Source organism: Burkholderia sp. Ac-20379, from assembly GCF_017104645.1.
In the GTDB taxonomy this organism is placed as follows: domain Bacteria; phylum Pseudomonadota; class Gammaproteobacteria; order Burkholderiales; family Burkholderiaceae; genus Burkholderia.
In genome coordinates this window covers 18,193-34,536 of the sequence record NZ_JAAGPF010000050.1, presented here as the reverse complement: position 1 = coordinate 34,536, position 16,344 = coordinate 18,193, and the positions used below count along the sequence as shown (strand labels likewise).

Here is a 16,344-nt window from a genome sequence, read left to right as displayed (position 1 = left end):
GCCAGGCGGCGATCGGCACCGGCGCCAGCAGCCCCGGCGCGATCGGCGCGCGCAGTTCGAACGCGCAGTGCCCGGGCCGGCCCAGCTCGATGGCGAGGCCGCCGGGCTCGTCGCGGCCGACCGGTTCGAGCAGGCCGGCGATGGCGGACAAGCCGATCGCCTGCGGGCTCGCGTACGACACGTACACCGCGCTCAGCGTGTCGGCCTTCCATACGGCGCGCGCGCCGATGTAGCGCTCGTGCGAGATCACCGCATCCACCAGCGCGAGATCGCGCCGCAGCGCGCCGCCCGGCGCGCGGATCGTCACGTCGAGACACTTGTTGCTCGCCAGTGCACGATCGGCCGGCACGCGCCCGCTGGCGAACAGGCCCGTTGCCAGGCCGGTGATGGTGGATTCGCGCATCTCGGGGAACGCGTTGTTGGTGCCGGTGGAGAGGCCGACGATCGGCACGTCGCCGCATTCGCGCACCACGGCGCGATGGGTGCCGTCGCCGCCGAGCACGACGATCGCCGCCACGTCCGCCTCGCGCATGCGCCGCGCGGCGAGCAGCGTGTCGTCCACGCTGCCGGTCACGGGCATGTCGAGATAATCGATCGCGGCCAGCGCTGCATCCGGCCCCTGCGCGCGCGCGAGGTGCCGCTGCAGCATGACGCGCAGGCCCTCGCGATCCGGCATCATCAGCACGCGTTCGACGCCGCCGCCGGCCAGCCCGCTCAGCAGGCGCAGCACGGTGTTGGCGCGGTCGGCCAGTTGCAGGCTGTTCGCGTTCGCGATCACGCGGCGGATGTCGCGCGCCGACACCGGGTTGGCGATGACGCCGACCCGCGGTGGACGAACCGGAACGGGTTCGCGCATGCTTGCTCCGATGGGCTTGTTCTGACGGAGAGCGTTAACGCAACAGCCATGCCAGTGCCGCATCGGCGCGCAGGCGACGAAAATTCGCGAAAAATTTAGGGGAATACCCCGTGAAACCGGGCAGGCAACGCGGCGCGGCGCACCGCCGCCGTGACAGGTGTCACAGCGGCAGGTGCATCGGATGGGACAGGCGTATCGCGGTGGTCAGTGCGGGCCGGTATCGCTGCGATTCGGCGACTGGATGCCGTAGCGCGCCATGCGGCGGTACAGCGTCATGCGGCTGATGCCGATCTGCCGCGCGACGGCGCTGAGGTTCCAGCCGGCCGCGCGCAGATACTGCATGAGCAGCGCGGCCTCGGGCGGCAGGGCGGGCGGGCCATCGGCATGATCGGCGAGCGCGGGCCGGGGCGGCGCATCGGCTGCCGCTGCATCGGCGGCATCGGCGCCGTCGCCGATCCCGTCGGGCAGATCGTGCGCCTCGATATGATGGCGATCGCACACGGCGCGCGCGTATTCGAGCGCGTTGCGCAGTTCGCGCAGGTTGCCGGGCCAGCGGTGGCGATGCAGCCGCTCGCGCGCCGCCGCCGACAGCGTGTAGCCCGGCTCGGCGCCCGGCGCGGCGAGCAGCTTGCGCACCAGCCAATCCAGATCGCCGCGCTCGCGCAGCGGCGGCAGCGTCACGCGCGCGCCGTTGAGCCGGTAATACAGATCCTCGCGGAACTGGCCGCCGCCGATCAGCCGGTCGAGCGCATGATGCGTCGCGGAAATCACACGAATATCCACCGGCACCGGGCGCGACGCGCCGATCGCCAGCACCTCGCCCTCGGACAGCACGCGCAGCAGGCGCGACTGCAATTCGCGCGGCATGTCGCCGATCTCGTCGAGAAACAGCGTGCCGCCGTTCGCCTCCTCGATCAGCCCGCGCTTGGCCCGCGAGCCGGCGCCCGAGAAACTGTTCGGCAGGTGTCCGAACAGTTCGCTCTCGATCAGCGTTTCGGGAATCGCCGCACAGTTGACCGCGATGAACGGGCCGTTGCGGCGTGCGCTGGCGCGATGCAGCGCCTTCGCCAGAAACTCCTTGCCGCTGCCCGTCTCGCCGTTGATCAGCAGGTTGATCGGCGAATCGATCAGCTTGGCCGCGCGCTGCAACTGCTGCTGCAACGCCGCATCGCCGCCGCACAGCGCGGCCAGTTCGGCGGGCAGCGGCGGCGCGGCGGCGCGCATCGCGCTGGGCAGACCCGGCACCGGCGGCATGACGCTCAGGTACAGCGCGCGGCCGCCGCGATGGAGCCGCACCACGCGCTGCTCGCTCGGGCGCGAATAGACGAAGCGCCCCAAATCTTCCGGCAGCGCGTCGAACAGCGCCTCGAAGCGCTGGCCGAGCAGCGGCGGCGCGTGCAGGCCGGCGTCGGCCATCAGCGCCTGCTGCGCGCGGCGGTTGTGGCCGGCGATGCGGCCGTCGGCGTCGAGCGCGATCAGGTACTCGGGATTGACTTCGAGAAATTCGGGCGCGGGGCTCAGCTTGAGCACCCAGTCCTGCCGGTGGCGGCGCAGGAAATACGCGTCCTCGATCTGGTTCGCGTACATGCGCACCAGTTGCAGCGCGAGCAGTTGGCTGTACTTGGCCTGCGGGGAACTGAGCGCGGAGATGTCGAGGATCGCCGTGAGCCGGCCGTAGGAATCGAACAGCGGCGCGGCGGTGCAGGTCAGCGGAATGTGCGTGGCGTCGAAGTGATCGGCCTGGTGCACGGTGAGCGCCTGCCCGGCCGCCAGCGCGGTGCCCACGGCGCAGGTGCCCGCGCCGTCCTCGCTCCATTCCGCGCCGAGATAGAGGCCGGCGCGCCGCAGCGCGGCATCGGCATTGGCGTCGCCGAGATAATCGACGGTCACGCCGTCGGCATCGGTCAGCAGTACCACGTACCCCATGCCGGCCACCTGGCCGTGCAGCGTTTCGAGGCCGTGGCGCGCGATGCGCGTGAAATCGTCGATGCGTTGCTGGTGTTCGCGCAAACGAATGGGCGGCAGGATGCGCGCTTCCTGCATGCGGGCCGGATCGAGCCCGTATTGATGCACGCAGCGCCGCCACGAACTCTGGATCAGCGCATCGTGCGACCGGATGGCCGCCGGTAATTCGCCGGTGGTCGCGAGGACCACCGTTTCGATGTGATCGCGTTGCCGCACGTCCATCGTTGTCTCCTGTGTGCACGGCGCCTGCGTGGTGCGGCGCCGGCCGGCAGGCGGGTGGCGCCTCGCGAAGCCCCCGCCGTGTCCAGACTGGGCTGTTAATGTAGCCGAGGGCACTGGATGCCGCAATACGACGCCGCTGCTGCGGTGCGGGGCGCGATGCGGGCGGTTCGGCGGCCGAAGCGCGCCTGCCGCTTCGCAGGCCGGCACCGCGCTTCGTGATCGCCGGGGGCGGATCGGCCCGCGCGCGGGATGATCGCGGTTTGCCGCTCAACCCTCCGTCATCCGGAAGACATCGGGATCAATTTCATGGACGTCCGCCGCACCGGAGCCAACACGCCAGCCACTCGATCCGACCAGGATCGCCAGCCCGAAAACGGCCAGCGCGCCGCGCCGAACGCCGCGCCGGTCAGCCAGGTCATCGGCGGGCCGTTGCAGGACTTGACGCGCCGCCGCATGCAGGAAAACGCCGAATCGGGCCGCGGCATGATCGAGACCGATTCCCGCCTGCGCGCGAGCCCGAGCGTGTTTCAAAGCCTCGACAGCGCCATGACGAACCTGTCGCTCGATGCCCGACCAACACGCCCAGCACAATCGGCACCGCCCGCGCCGCCGCGCGCGCCGGGCGGCAACACGCGGCGCGCTCCGCTGCCGCGTGCCCCGCAGCCTCGCACGCACGCGGCCCCGCCCAGCGCCGACCCGCGCCGGCAACTGTTCGACGGCATGGCCGAGCCCAACTGGCGCGATCACCTGTTTCAGGGGTTCGACGCGGTCATGAACGCCTCGCCCGCCAGCCTGAACCTCGGCCCGACGGCGCCGTCGTCGGCGGTGCTGTCGCGCGGCGACCAGCGCTCGGCCGCGGAACAGGCGCACACCGCCAGCATTCATCAGGCGCGGCCAAGCCTCGGGCTCGACGATCTGCAGACCGACCGGCAATCGCTGGGCCGCGGCACGCCCGAGCAGGTCGCGCAGGGCCGCACGTACATCCCGCGTCTCGCGCAGGCCGAAACGCTGATTCGCACCTACTTCGGCCACGACGGCGAGCATCGCGACGAACGCGCGCTGCCGCCGTTCCGCTCGCTCGCGCAAGAGATCGGCGCCGACGCCGCCAGCGAACACGACGCGGAACAGTTGTCGGCCGGCGATTACCTGAAGATCATGGATCACATTGGCGTGATGTTCCGGCGCGTGCCGGACGACGACTGAGCATCGGCCGCGGAGCGAGCCAGGCGGCGCCTAGGCCGCCTCGTACGCCTCGTACGCCTCGCCCCGCACGTCGCTCGGAAGCCTGAACGACGCGACCTGGGTCCGCAGCGCGGCCGCCTGCGTCTCGAGCGCGCTCGCCGCCGCCGCGATCTGCTCGACGAGCGCCGCATTCTGTTGAGTCGCCTTGTCGATTTCGGCCACCGCGATGCTGATCTGGGCGATCCCCGAACTCTGTTCCTTCGACGCATCGAGAATCTCCGAGGTGCTGGACGTCATGCGCCGCACCGCGCCTTCGATCTCGTTCATCGCTGCGCCGGCCTGCTGCGCGTAGCGCGCACCCTTTTCCACGCCGTTGCGCGAGTTGGCGATCAGCGCCGCGATTTCCTTCGAGGCGGTCGACGAACGCTGCGCCAGCGTGCGCACCTCGGCGGCGACCACGGCGAAGCCTCGCCCCTGCTCGCCGGCGCGCGCCGCCTCGACGGCCGCGTTGAGCGACAGGATGTTGGTTTGGAATGCGATGCTGTCGATCAGGTCGACGATGCCGGAAATCCGCGCCGCCTCGCGGTCGATCTCGTGCATCGACGCCACCATCTGCGCGACCACCTCCGATCCGGCCCGCGCCGCGAGCAAGGTGTCGTGAACGACCGCCTGCGTCGCCGTGGCGTTCTCGTCGGTCTTGCCGACGGTGGCGTTCAGTTCCTCCATGCTCGCAGCCGTCTGCTCGAGCGCCGCGGCCTGCCGTTCGGTGCGCTGCGACAGGTCGAGATTGCCCGCCGCGATTTCCGAACTGCCGGTGGAGATCGCCTCGGCCAGCGCCTTCACCGATGCGATGATGCCGGCCAGTTGGCGCTGCATCTCCCGCATCGAATGCACGAGGCTCGACGCGTCGCCGCCCTCGGGCCGCACCGGCGCCGACAGGTCGTGCCCCGCGATCAGCCGGGCGATCTCGACCGCATATTCGGGCTCGCCGCCGAGCGACCTGCGCAGGCTGCGGTTCACCGCCAGCATCACCGCGACGAGCATCGCGGCCAGCACCAGCACCGCCGTGACCGTGCGCACCGCCGATTCGTAGACCGAAGCGTTGATGTCGTCGACGTAGGTGCCGGTGACCAGCATCCACCCCCACGGCGCATATTCCGCCACATAGCTCATCTTCGGCACCTCGCCGCTGCCGCCCGGCTTCGGCCACACGTAACGGACGAAGCCGTGCCCTTCGCTGCGCGCGATGCGCACGCTTTCCGCCCAGACATGAAAGCCGTTCCTGTCCACCATTTGCGCGGCGTTGGTGTGTTCGAGTTGCGGCTTGTATGGGCTGAGCAGGATGTTCACGTCCCGATCCGCGATCGAGAAATAGCCGTTCGCGCCATAGCGCAGCACGCGCACGGCCGCCAATGCCTCGGCCTGCGCCTGCTGGTTCGACAGTTCGCCGCGCTGCGCCCTGTCGCCGTAGTGTCTGATGATCGACATCGCCGTATCGGACACGCGCTGCAGCATCCCCTGGCGTTCCTCGATACGCACCGCGCGCATTTCGACGATGCTGAACGCGGCGACGGCCAGGATGCAGGCCAGGCTCACGAACAACTGAATCCAGAGCCGTTTTGAGAAGGAGAGTGTCGACATGGGCGGGTTGGGGCATCGCACGCGATGCGGATCGATTCGAAACGGCGGGCCGCCGTGGGCTCGCAGCATGGTAGAGACCGCCCGGCGCGCCGTCGCGCGATGGCTGCGGCGCAACGCGCGGCAGCACGCATCGCCATGATTCGAAACGCCATTTTCTGTACCATCCTGGCGAACGAATGCATGCGCTTTCGGCGGTGGCGCGTGTCGTTCGCCGCCGACGTGCGAAAGACCGGTTCGAAAGCGCGTCGTCGGAACGCATCGCGGATCGGCATTCCCGATGCAGCCGTTTGCGTGTAGGTTGACGCGACCGGCGGCCGGAATCGAAGCGCGGCGCCTTCCTCATGTTTGCACCTGCCGGGCAGCGGCAACGCCTGCCCGCCTCACCACGAGACATCCCATGACGATTTTCACGCAGACGCTGTCGCTCGGCGGCGAGCGCACCGACAGCCCCACCATCGCGATCAAGGACACGATCGACATCGCGGGCTACCCCACCGTGTGCGGCAGCCGCGCGCTGGCCGGCGCCGCGCCGGCTCGGCATCACGCCGAGGCCGTGCAGCGCGTGCTCGACGCCGGCTGGCGGATCGTCGGCAAGACCACGACGCACGAGCTCGCCTACGGCATGACCGGCATCAACGACTTCGCCGGCACGCCGCTCAACCCGCAGGGCCCGGCCCATGTCCCCGGCGGATCGTCGAGCGGCTCGGCGGCGGCGGTCGGCTTCAAGCTCGCCGATGCGGCGCTCGGCACCGATACCGGCGGCTCGGTTCGCGGGCCGGCGGCCTGCTGCGGCGTGATGGGGCTCAAGCCGACGTTCGGCCGCGTCTCGCGGCTCGGCGTCGCGCCCGCGGACTCCACGCTCGATTGCGTCGGGCCGCTGGCGCGCGACGTCGATACGCTGGTGCGCGTGATGCTCGCCATTGCGCCGGATTTCGACGCGGCCGCCGCACGCGGCCACGCCGCCACGGCGCGCATCGGCATCGCCACAGTGGCCGCGCGTCCGGAAATCGCGGCAGCGGTGGCGCGCGCGGTGCACGCCAGCGGCAATCCCGCCACCGCCGTCACGCTGGACGGCTTCGGCGAGGCATTCGACGCCGGCCTGGCGGTGATCAACGCCGAGAACGCACGCGCGTTCGCGCATCTGCTGGGCCGCGGGTGGCTCGGCGCGGATGTCGAAACGCGCCTGCAGGCCGCCACCGCCACGACGCCGGACATGCTCGCGGCAGCCAACCGGGTGCGCGCGCGTTTCATCGAGGCCGTCGATCGCACGCTGGATGCGGTCGACGTGATCGTGATGCCCACCCTGCCCGATTTTCCGATCACGGTGGAAGCCGCGCGAAGCGGCGCCTCGGTCATCACGATGTCGTCGCTGATTCGCCCGTTCAACCTGAGCGGCCACCCCGCGCTGTCGCTGCCGATCGAGGTCGACACGTTCCCGTTGCGGGCCGGCCTGCAGATCGTCGGGCGTCGCGGCGACGACGAGCGCGTGTGCGCGGTGGCGGCGCATGTCGCCGCGTCGCTGGCGCGCTGAACACGAGGCGCGCCGCCGAGCCTCTCCATTTTTCGAGGAGGCGAACCTCGATTTGAGCGGCTTCAAGACGGCGCGCGGATCCGGCAGCATCGGCGAGCAGCGGCTCGAACGCGATCGACGGCATCGCGGCGAGCCGCGATCCCCTCTCTCCTCGTCGCAAACGCAATGAAAAAAACGCTCAAGATCGATTTCGTCTCGGATGTCGCATGCCCGTGGTGCGCCGTCGGCCTGTCGTCGCTGGAACGCGCGCTCGAACGCCTGGGCAACGCCGTCGACGCCGAACTCGTCATGCATCCGTTCGAACTGAACCCGCAGATGGGGGCCGACGGCGAAGACATCGTCGAGCACATCGGCAGGAAATACGGCCGCACGCCGCAGCAGGTCGCCCAGGCGCAGGTCATGCTGCGCCAGAAAGGCGCCGAGGTCGGCTTCGCGTTCGGCCCGCGCACGCGCATCCACAACACGTTCGACGCGCATCGCCTGCTTCACTGGGCCAGCCTGCAGGGCAAGCAGATCGCGCTCAAGAAGGCGCTGCTCAGGCTCTATCACGGCGAAGGCAAATCGCCGAGCAGCCAGAACGTGCTGGTGGAGGCGGCGGTGTCGGCCGGCCTGGACGGCACGCAAGCGCGGCTGGTGTTGCAACGCGGGGACTACGCCAACGAGGTGCGCCAGGAAGAACGGAAATATCAGACGATGGGCGTTCACTCGGTGCCGTCGATCATTCTCGACGACCGGTACCTGCTGACCGGCGCGCAACCGGTGGAAGCGTTCGAGCACGCGATTCGTCAGGTGCTGGCAGCAAGCTGACGGTTGGGTATCCGAATCGATACGGGCGGCTTGCCGGCGACGCAATCGCCAGCCGCCAGCCGCTCACGCCGCGGGCAACCCGGCCGCGAACACCCCGGGCACGATGTCGTTGCGGCCGGCGGGCGTATCGTCCGTGCCGTCGAACACGGCATGGACGAGGTTCAGGAATTCGGCCAGCGCGGGCATCACGAATTCATCGTTGCGGCGGACGAACACGGTCTTCACGATCGCCAGCTCCGGCGGCAACGCATGGCAACGGATCTCGCCCGCCACCGCGTGCTGCTCCGCCACGGCGCGCGGCAGCAGCGTCACGCCCATGCCCGCCGCGACGCACGACAGAATGCCGTCGAGCGTGCCCAGTTCCAGCACCTGATGCGGCACCAGGCCCGCCTGGTAGAACCAGTGCTCGAGCGTCGAGCGGTAGAAGCAGCCGGTGCGGAACACCAGCACCGTCTGCGTCGACATCGATTGCGTGACGGCCGCGAGCGAGCCATGTTCGCGGTGGCTCACCAGCACGAGCTCTTCCTGGAACACCGCCTCCTGCACGAGATGCGTGTTGTCGTGAAACCCGCCGACGAACGCGCCGTCGATCCGGTGCGCCTCGACCGCCTTGATCAGTTCCACGGTGGTGCCGGTCAGCAGCGACAGTTGCACGTCGGGATAGCGGTTGCGATAGCGCGTCAGCACGCGCGGCAGGCGGATCGCGGCCGTCGTCTCCATCGAGCCGAGGCGCAAGCGCCCGGTGGGCGCGGACATGCCCGACAACGCGCTGCGGCTCTCCTCGATCAGATGCAGCACGCGCCGCGCGTAACCGAGAAACGTCTCGCCCGCCGAGGTCAGCACCACGCCGCTCTTGTAGCGGATGAAGAGTTGCTGGCCCAACTCCGCTTCGAGTTCGCGCACGCGCATCGTGATGTTGGATTGCACCGTGCAGACCCGTTCGGCCGCGGCCGTGAAGCTGCCGCAATCGGCGATCGCGCAAAAGAACTTCAGGTGACGCAGCTCCATGAGTGATACCTCATCATCTCTATCGGTGATCGATGCAATGCCGAATATCACCATAGAACATCGATCGCACCGGCTGTAGTGCCGTAAACACCGAGACCGCGGCACGCGCGCCATCGCGCCCCGCCCACGCCGGCACTTCACTGGCAGCGATGGCAAGCATCACCAATCATCATTTGAAGCGGCTTGACGCGCGCTCTATCGTCGACACAACAAAAGCAACAAACAGACGGAGACACCCCATGGAGACAGTCGCTTCACCCGCTGCCGCACCGCGTTCGCCCGCGTTTCTTCGGCTCGTCAGCCGGCGCAGAACCATCGTGACCTGGCTGACGGCATCGACGCTGGTGCCTTATTACCTGTTCGTGCTGGTCGCGGCCTGCAAGCCGGCCGCGCTCGCCACGCGCATTCACGGCGGCAGCGCGATCACGGTAGGCTGGATCGCCGGCGGCCTGCTGATCGTCGGCGCGTGGCTGCTGACCGGTTTGTACGTGCGCTACGCCAACGGGGAATTCGAGCGGCTGTCGCGGCAGCTCGACACGGGGGTGGCGTCATGATCCGGCTCGCCCGATTCGGCCTGCCGGCCGGGCTGCTCGCGCCTGCACTGCCGGCGTTCTGCGCCACGCTGACTGCGCCCGTCGAGAAGGCGGCATCGGTCAACCCGACAGTGGTGGCGATGTTCCTCGCGTTCGTCGCGGCCACGCTCGGCATCACCTGGTGGGCCGCGGCCCGCACCCGCTCGATGACCGATTTCTACACGGCGGGCGGCCGGATCAGCGGCTTCCAGAATGGCCTCGCGCTGGCCGGCGACTACATGTCCGCCGCCGCGCTGCTGGGGCTGACCAGCATGATCTTCTTCAACGGCTACGACGGCATGATCTACGCGGTCAGCTTCTTCATCGCGTGGCCGCTGCTGCTGTTCCTGTTCGCCGAGCGGATCCGCAATCTCGGGCAGGTGACGCTGGCCGACATCGCCTCGTTCCGGCTCGCGCACACGCCGATCCGCACGCTGCTGGCGCTCGGCTCGCTGACGGTGGTGTGCTTCTACCTCGTCGTGCAGATGGTGGGCGCGGGCCAGTTGATCGAGCTGCTGTTCGGGCTGCCGTATCACTACGCCGTGATCCTGGTGGGCCTGCTGATGGCGGTGTACGTGACGTTCGGCGGCATGGTCGCCACCACCTGGGTGCAGATCGTCAAGGCCGTGCTGATGCTGTTCGGCGGCACCCTGCTCGCCGTCCTCGCCCTGAGCCGGTTCGGCTTCTCGTTGGACAGCCTGCTCGAGCGCGCGGCGGCCGTGCACGCGAACGCCGCCAGCATCGCCATGCCGAGCAAGCTGGCGAAGGATCCGATCGCGATGCTGTCGCTCTCGGTGGGCCTGGTGTTCGGCACGGCCGGGCTGCCGCACATCCTGATGCGCTTCTTCACGGTGCCCGACGCCAGGCAGGCGCGCAAATCGGTGTTCGTCGCGACGGGCTTCATCGGCTTCTTCTTTCTCGTGATCGTGGTGCTCGGCCTGGCCGCGATCACGATCGTCGGCCAGAACCCGGCGTTCTTCGAAGGCGGCCGGCTCGGCGGCAAGCTGATCGGCGGCAACAACATGCCCGTCATGTATCTCGCCAAGGCGCTCGGCGGCGACCTGTTCCTCGGCTTCCTGTCGGCCATCGCGTTCGCCACGATCCTGGCCGTGGTGTCGGGTCTGACCATGGCCGGCACGTCGGCGATCTCGCACGATCTCTACGTCAAGGTGCTGAAGCGGAACCGGGCCGATCCGGCCGCCGAAAAGCGCGTCTCGCGCTGGGCCTCCACCGGCATCGGCCTGATCGCGGTGGTGCTCGGGATCCTGTTCAAAGGCCAGAACATCGCGTTCCTGGTGGCGCTGACGTTCGGCATCGCCGCCTCGGTCAATTTCCCGATCCTCGCGCTGTCGATGTACTGGAGGGGGCTGACGACGCGCGGCGCGCTGATCGGCGGCCTCGCCGGCCTGATCAGCTCGGTGGGGCTGGTGGTGCTCTCGCCGGCGGTGTGGGTGGCGATCCTCGGGCACTCGCACGCGATCTTCCCGTACGACTATCCCGCCATCGTCTCGACCGGCATCGCCGTGCTGGGCTGCTGGCTAGGCTCGGTCACGGATCGCAGCCACCGCGCGGCGCGCGACCGGGCCGGCTTCGACGAACAGTTCTTCCGCGCGCAGACGGGCATCGGCGCGTCGCAGACGGTCAGCCATTGAGCGCGCGCCGCCCACCGACCTACCTGAAGGAGACGACCATGCAACTCAGAGACAACGGCCTCGGCTTTTCCCCGATCACGATTGCGCTGCACTGGCTGATCGCCGCGCTGCTGCTCGCGATCCTCGTGCTCGCCGCGCTGCTTGCGGCCGGCGTGGATCCGGCGCAGCACGCGGCGCTGCTGCGCGCACGCAATGCGCTCGGCCTCGTGCTGTTCGCAGTGTCGATCTACCGGTTCTGGCAGCGCGTCACGTCGTGGCATCCGCTGCCGGTCGGCACGCCGAACCCGATCGAGGTGATCGTGAGCCGCTCGGTGGCCGCGGCGCTGGCGCTCGCCATGGTGCTGCTGCCGTTCGCCGCGTGGCTGGCCAACGCCACCGCCGGGCAGGCCACGCCGTTGCCGGGCGGGCTGGACATTCCGACGCCGTTCGCCGCGAACCATGCCGCGCATGCGGTGGTCGCGTTCTTGTTCGACGCCGGTTCGATCGCGTTTCTCGCGGGCCTCGCGCTGCATCTGTTCGGGGCGCTCAAGAACCATTTCATCCTCAGAAACGAGGCACTCAAGCGCATGCTTGGCAAACGTGTGGAGCTCTAAACCATGAGCACGTACAAATCGCATTTCCCCGGGAATCGCGTCACGCAACTGTGCGGGATCGACTACCCCGTGTTCCTCGGCGGCATGGCCGCCATCTCCGGGCCGAAGCTCGTCGCGGCCGTGGCCAACGCCGGCGGCATGGGCACCCTCGGCGGCCTGCGGCTGCCGCCCAGGACGCTGCGCACCTGGATCCGGGAGACGCGCGAGATGACCGGCCGCCCGTTCGGCGTCAATCTCGTGCCGTCGTTCGGCGGCCCCGACGTGTTCGAGGCGCAGTTCCAGGTGATCCTGCAGGAGCGCCCGCGCATGCTGTCGCTGTTCTATGCCGAGGCGCATTCGGACATGATCATGCGGGCCAAGGATGCGGGGCTGCTGGTGATGGTGCAGACCGGCTCGGTCGCGCTGGCGCGCCGCGCGCTGAACAGCGGCGCGGACATCGTCGTGGCGCAGGGCAGCGAAAGCGGCGGGCACCTGAACCGCGGCACGATCGGCGTGATGCCGCTGCTCGCGTCGCTGATCGAGATCGCGCAGGGGCGGCCGGTGCTGGCCGCGGGCGGAATCGTCAACCGGCACGACGTGCGCGCGATGATGCGCCTGGGCGCGGCGGGCGTGCTGGTGGGCACGGCGTTCGTCGCCACCGAGGAATCGAACGCACACCCGCTCTACCGGCAGAAGATCGTCGACGCCACCGTGGACGACACCGAATACCGCACCGGCTATTCGTTCGGCTGGAAATACGGCACGCCGCACCGCGTGATTCCGAATCGCGACAAGTGGAACCTGTTGCGGCTGATCGGCGGCGGCGCACGCGCCATCGACAAGCCGAAGATGGCGCAAAAGCTGTCGTTATATGCAGGCCAGGGCGTGGGCAAGATCGACCGCGTCATGCCGGCGGCCGAGCGCATGGCCGAACTGATCGCGGGGCTCTCGCACGCCGAGCTGGATCTGAACTGGGACGTGCGCCGCTACGCGCGCATGCATCCGGCGCCGCTGGCCGATCATCAGGCCGCCTGAGCGAGCGGCGAGCCGATGCGGCGTTGGTCGCCGCTTCGGCCCGCCATTCCGCCGATGGCTCGCCTCACCCGCCGCGCGAGTGCAGCCATGCCGCGCGATGCTCGAGCCGCGCCTTGACGATGCAGGTCGGATCGGTCTTCCGGATCCAGCTCGGTGATTCCACCTGCAAACGGATGGTCGATGGTCGGCGTGGCGCGCACCGCGGCGGTTCGGTCCCGGACACCGGGCCGCCGACACCCCGCACCGTCCATCGATCATTGCAGATGCCACATGTCGCCGAACGCGACGACGATCGGCTTCGAAAAAATTTCGCATCGCCTGTAACCCGATTCCCCGCGCCGGCGAATTGATGAGCGTACCCAATGTGGGTGCGCCCACTCAAATACCGGAGAATCTCATGTCGTCGAACACCAAAGTCACGTCCGCCCTGCTCCTCAGCGCCGTTGCCGGCCTGCTCGCCACCGCCGCCCACGCCGCACCGCTGACCAAGGCCGAGGAAGCCGCCGCGCACGGCGCGCACAAGGAGCAATGCTACGGCGTCGCGCTCAAAGGCCAGAACGATTGCGCCGCCGGCCCGGGCACGACGTGCCAAGGCACCTCGACGGTCGATTTCCAGGGCAATTCGTGGAAGTTCGTTCAAGGCGGCACGTGCACCGGCATTCAAGTGCCGGGCGGCGGCCACGGTTCGCTGACGCCGCTGAAGTCCTGATCCACGCAAGCCCTATCAGAGGAGCGGGGACGGCAGCCAGCCGTCCCCCGACCAGCCATGACGCAGTCCACCCCGCTTGCCGGCGTCAGCTTCAAGCACGATCATCTCGCCGCGATCCGCGAGCAACGGCCCGACGGGCTGTTCTTCGAGGTGCACGCCGAGAACTACATGGGCGACGGCGGCCCCGCGCACCGCGCGCTCGCCGCGATACGGCGCGATCATCCGCTGTCGGTGCATGGCGTGGGCATGTCGATCGGCGGCCGCGGGCCGCTCGATGCGCGCCATCTCGCGCGGCTGCAGGCGCTCGTCGCCCGCTATGAACCGATGCTGGTGTCCGAGCATCTGGCGTGGTCGTCGCATGAAGGCACGTTCTTCAACGATCTGCTGCCGCTCCCGTATAACGCGCAGACGCTCGCCACCGTCTGCGCGCATGTCGATCAGGTGCAGGACACGCTGCAGCGGCGCATCCTGCTCGAAAATCCTTCGACCTACGTAGCGTTTTCCACCTCGACGATGAGCGAGGTCGATTTCCTGCGGGCGGTGGCCACGCACACCGGCTGCGGGCTGCTGCTCGACATCAACAACGTATTCGTATCCGCGTGCAATCAGCGCCGCTCGGCCGAGGCCTACCTCGCCGCGTTTCCGCTCGAACACGTCGGACAGATTCATCTGGCCGGGCATAGCGAACAACGCGACGACGAGGACGCGCCGCTGCTGATCGACAGTCACGATCGCCACGTGGCCGATCCGGTCTGGACGCTCTATGCCGATGTGATCGCCCGCACCTCGGGCATCCCGACGCTGATCGAATGGGACAGCGCATTGCCCGCCTGGCCGGTGCTGCGCGCCGAAGCGCAACGTGCGGCCACGGTGATGCGCGGCGCGCTCGGCGAGGTGCCCGCTCATGCCTGATCGCGCACATACCGCCGACGCACCGATGCACGGCTTCGCGGCCGGGCTGCTCGACCCCGCTTGCCCGCCGCCCGCCGACGCGATCGCGCCGGACCGCAAGGGTGTCGAGAAACGCTACAACGTCTACCGCAACAACGTGACCGTGAGCCTGATCGATGCGCTCGCGGCCATCTACCCGGCCGTGCAGCGCATCACGGGCGTGGAATTCTTTCGGGCGATGGCGCGCTTTCACGTGCGCGACACGCCGCCCGCATCGCCGCTGTTGTTCGAATACGGCTACGCGTTCCCCGCGTTCATCGAGCGCTATCCGTATGCCGCCGAGATACCGTGGCTGGCCGATGTCGCGCGTATCGAACGCGCCTGGCTCGACGCGTATCACGCCGAGGATCAGCCGCCGCTGAGCCTCGCCGCGCTCGCGCAGGTCGCACCCGATGCGCTGATGGATTTGCGCTTCGTGCGCCACGCCGCCGCGCGCGTGACGCGCTCGCGGTTTCCCGCCGTGTCGATCTTCGTCATGAATCGCGGCGACGGCCCTGTCACGCCGCTCGTTTCGAGCACGCCGGAAGATGCGCTGATCACGCGCGCCGCCGACGAGGTGACCGTCTCGCGCCTGCCGCCGGGCGGGGCCGCGTTCCTGTCGGCGCTGTTCGACGGCGAGCCGTTCGGCGCGGCCGCCGCGCAGGCGCTCGAAGCCGATGCGGCGTTCGATCTGTCCGCCAACCTCGCCGGCATGATCGCCGCCGGCGCCTTTACCTCGATTCGTTCAGGAGCTTGACCATGATGCCGGACTCAACACGCCCATCGCCCACGCCGTTCGCGGCGCTTGCCCGAGGCATCGGATGCGCTCGCCGTGCCGTCGAATCCATCGCGCAGCCCGCGCTCGTGCAACTCGTGCTGCGCATCGCGCTCGCCGTGCCGTTCTGGAAGTCGGGCATCCTCAAGTGGAGCGGCTTCCTGCAACTGAACGACACCGCGATCGATCTGTTCACGGATGTCTTCAAGCTGCACCTGCCGGGCGGCCCGTACCCGTTCCCCGCGCCCGCCGCGTTCGCGTTTCTGTCGGCGTGCGGCGAGGTGGGATTTCCCGTGCTGCTGGTGCTGGGGCTCGGCACGCGCTTCGCCGGAATCGGCTTGCTGCTGATGACCTGCATCGTCGAGCTGACGGTGCCGGACGGCTGGCCGATCCACATCACCTGGGCCGCGATGGCGCTCGGCGTCGCCGCATGGGGGCCGGGCAGGATCTCGATCGATTACCTGCTCGGCGACCGGCTCGCCCGCTCGTCAAGCATGACGAAGTAAGTTGCATCGGCCTCTCGCCTCGCCACGTCTCGGCGAGGCGGCCCCCCCGCTCGAATTTCGACGATTCGACCACGCCCCGGCCCGCCCGGCGGCGAATCCCCTCCGCGGCGCGCGCCGCGATCATTCAACCGCATGCTCGGTAGACAAGCAGTTCGTGTTAATTTTGCATCACTGAAATGATATGTTATATCATAACACTTCACATGCTTACCCGAATTACCGGATGAAGCGGATTACGCCGCCTCGGATCGGATTCATGGCTCGTTCGAGCGGTCGACAAAGCGATTCGGCCGCTCGCCGGGCGGCCCCGGCCTGAGCGCGCGCCTCGTGCCAAGCGCCCAAGCCCGCATGCCAACCCGCCATCCGCACAACAGCCCGCAA

Annotated in this window: 15 protein-coding genes; 11 read left to right on the top strand and 4 right to left on the bottom strand. The window is 68.8% G+C overall.

Features of this window, described 5'->3' with window-relative positions; translation table 11 throughout:
* A partial coding sequence (locus tag G3N92_RS09825; protein WP_206127266.1) for an NAD(+)/NADH kinase occupies nt 1-856 on the bottom strand: 856 nt, incomplete at its 3' end.
* 204 nt (nt 857-1,060) lie between these two features.
* Nucleotides 1,061-3,043: a sigma-54-dependent Fis family transcriptional regulator gene (locus G3N92_RS09820; RefSeq protein WP_206127265.1), complete on the bottom strand. Its 1,983-nt coding sequence runs from the start codon at nt 3,041-3,043 to the stop codon at nt 1,061-1,063.
* Nucleotides 3,044-3,349: 306 nt separating this feature from the next.
* Between G3N92_RS09820 and G3N92_RS09815 the strand changes: the two genes are divergently transcribed.
* Entirely contained in the window at nt 3,350-4,246 is an 897-nt protein-coding gene (locus tag G3N92_RS09815) for a hypothetical protein (RefSeq protein WP_206127264.1), read from the top strand.
* Nucleotides 4,247-4,276: 30 nt separating this feature from the next.
* On the opposite strand, the gene G3N92_RS09810 is transcribed toward G3N92_RS09815, so the two are convergent.
* Complete coding sequence (locus tag G3N92_RS09810; RefSeq protein WP_206127263.1) at nt 4,277-5,866, bottom strand: methyl-accepting chemotaxis protein; 1,590 nt, start codon at nt 5,864-5,866, stop codon at nt 4,277-4,279.
* 397 nt (nt 5,867-6,263) lie between these two features.
* Between G3N92_RS09810 and G3N92_RS09805 the strand changes: the two genes are divergently transcribed.
* On the top strand, nt 6,264-7,397 hold the full coding sequence (locus G3N92_RS09805) for an amidase (protein WP_206127262.1): 1,134 nt from the start codon (nt 6,264-6,266) through the stop codon (nt 7,395-7,397).
* Between the two features lie 165 nt (nt 7,398-7,562).
* Nucleotides 7,563-8,204, top strand: coding sequence for a DsbA family oxidoreductase (locus G3N92_RS09800; protein WP_206127261.1), 642 nt, complete (start codon nt 7,563-7,565; stop codon nt 8,202-8,204).
* 63 nt (nt 8,205-8,267) lie between these two features.
* Here the strand turns inward: G3N92_RS09800 and G3N92_RS09795 are convergent, their stop codons facing one another.
* A complete protein-coding gene (locus tag G3N92_RS09795) occupies nt 8,268-9,212 on the bottom strand; it encodes a LysR family transcriptional regulator (RefSeq protein WP_206127260.1) in 945 nt (314 codons plus the stop codon).
* Between the two features lie 149 nt (nt 9,213-9,361).
* Here G3N92_RS09795 and G3N92_RS09790 point away from each other — a divergent pair, with 149 nt between their 5' ends.
* From G3N92_RS09790 to G3N92_RS09755, 8 genes are all read left to right on the top strand, one after another.
* Complete coding sequence (locus tag G3N92_RS09790; protein WP_346778325.1) at nt 9,362-9,766, top strand: DUF485 domain-containing protein; 405 nt, start codon at nt 9,362-9,364, stop codon at nt 9,764-9,766.
* Complete coding sequence (gene actP, locus G3N92_RS09785; protein WP_206127258.1) at nt 9,763-11,436, top strand: cation/acetate symporter ActP; 1,674 nt, start codon at nt 9,763-9,765, stop codon at nt 11,434-11,436. Before G3N92_RS09790 ends, actP begins: the two co-directional genes overlap by 4 nt.
* Nucleotides 11,437-11,474: 38 nt before the next feature.
* Nucleotides 11,475-12,029, top strand: a complete 555-nt coding sequence (locus tag G3N92_RS09780) for a cytochrome b/b6 domain-containing protein (RefSeq protein ID WP_206127257.1) — start codon at nt 11,475-11,477, stop codon at nt 12,027-12,029.
* Between the two features lie 3 nt (nt 12,030-12,032).
* Complete coding sequence (locus tag G3N92_RS09775; protein WP_206127256.1) at nt 12,033-13,043, top strand: nitronate monooxygenase; 1,011 nt, start codon at nt 12,033-12,035, stop codon at nt 13,041-13,043.
* A 397-nt stretch (nt 13,044-13,440) separates the two neighbouring features.
* On the top strand, nt 13,441-13,752 hold the full coding sequence (locus G3N92_RS09770; protein WP_206127255.1) for a DUF2282 domain-containing protein: 312 nt from the start codon (nt 13,441-13,443) through the stop codon (nt 13,750-13,752).
* 57 nt (nt 13,753-13,809) lie between these two features.
* Nucleotides 13,810-14,664, top strand: a complete 855-nt coding sequence (locus G3N92_RS09765; protein ID WP_206127254.1) for a DUF692 domain-containing protein — start codon at nt 13,810-13,812, stop codon at nt 14,662-14,664.
* Complete coding sequence (locus G3N92_RS09760; RefSeq protein WP_241014695.1) at nt 14,657-15,439, top strand: DNA-binding domain-containing protein; 783 nt, start codon at nt 14,657-14,659, stop codon at nt 15,437-15,439. Before G3N92_RS09765 ends, G3N92_RS09760 begins: the two co-directional genes overlap by 8 nt.
* 5 nt (nt 15,440-15,444) lie before the next feature.
* Complete coding sequence (locus G3N92_RS09755; RefSeq protein WP_206127268.1) at nt 15,445-15,963, top strand: DoxX family protein; 519 nt, start codon at nt 15,445-15,447, stop codon at nt 15,961-15,963.
* Nucleotides 15,964-16,344 lie beyond the last annotated feature (381 nt).

Bases quoted from the DNA above. Each gene is read 5' to 3' on its own strand.
- G3N92_RS09755 (WP_206127268.1), top strand. From the start codon at position 15,445: ATGCCGGACTCAACACGCCCATCGCCCACGCCGTTCGCGGCGCTTGCC.
- G3N92_RS09760 (WP_241014695.1), top strand. From the start codon at position 14,657: ATGCCTGATCGCGCACATACCGCCGACGCACCGATGCACGGCTTCGCG.
- G3N92_RS09810 (WP_206127263.1), bottom strand. From the start codon at position 5,866: ATGTCGACACTCTCCTTCTCAAAACGGCTCTGGATTCAGTTGTTCGTG.
- G3N92_RS09775 (WP_206127256.1), top strand. From the start codon at position 12,033: ATGAGCACGTACAAATCGCATTTCCCCGGGAATCGCGTCACGCAACTG.
- G3N92_RS09790 (WP_346778325.1), top strand. From the start codon at position 9,362: ATGGCAAGCATCACCAATCATCATTTGAAGCGGCTTGACGCGCGCTCT.
- G3N92_RS09795 (WP_206127260.1), bottom strand. From the start codon at position 9,212: ATGGAGCTGCGTCACCTGAAGTTCTTTTGCGCGATCGCCGATTGCGGC.
- G3N92_RS09765 (WP_206127254.1), top strand. From the start codon at position 13,810: ATGACGCAGTCCACCCCGCTTGCCGGCGTCAGCTTCAAGCACGATCAT.
- G3N92_RS09800 (WP_206127261.1), top strand. From the start codon at position 7,563: ATGAAAAAAACGCTCAAGATCGATTTCGTCTCGGATGTCGCATGCCCG.
- G3N92_RS09815 (WP_206127264.1), top strand. From the start codon at position 3,350: ATGGACGTCCGCCGCACCGGAGCCAACACGCCAGCCACTCGATCCGAC.
- actP (WP_206127258.1), top strand. From the start codon at position 9,763: ATGATCCGGCTCGCCCGATTCGGCCTGCCGGCCGGGCTGCTCGCGCCT.
- G3N92_RS09780 (WP_206127257.1), top strand. From the start codon at position 11,475: ATGCAACTCAGAGACAACGGCCTCGGCTTTTCCCCGATCACGATTGCG.
- G3N92_RS09770 (WP_206127255.1), top strand. From the start codon at position 13,441: ATGTCGTCGAACACCAAAGTCACGTCCGCCCTGCTCCTCAGCGCCGTT.
- G3N92_RS09820 (WP_206127265.1), bottom strand. From the start codon at position 3,043: ATGGACGTGCGGCAACGCGATCACATCGAAACGGTGGTCCTCGCGACC.
- G3N92_RS09805 (WP_206127262.1), top strand. From the start codon at position 6,264: ATGACGATTTTCACGCAGACGCTGTCGCTCGGCGGCGAGCGCACCGAC.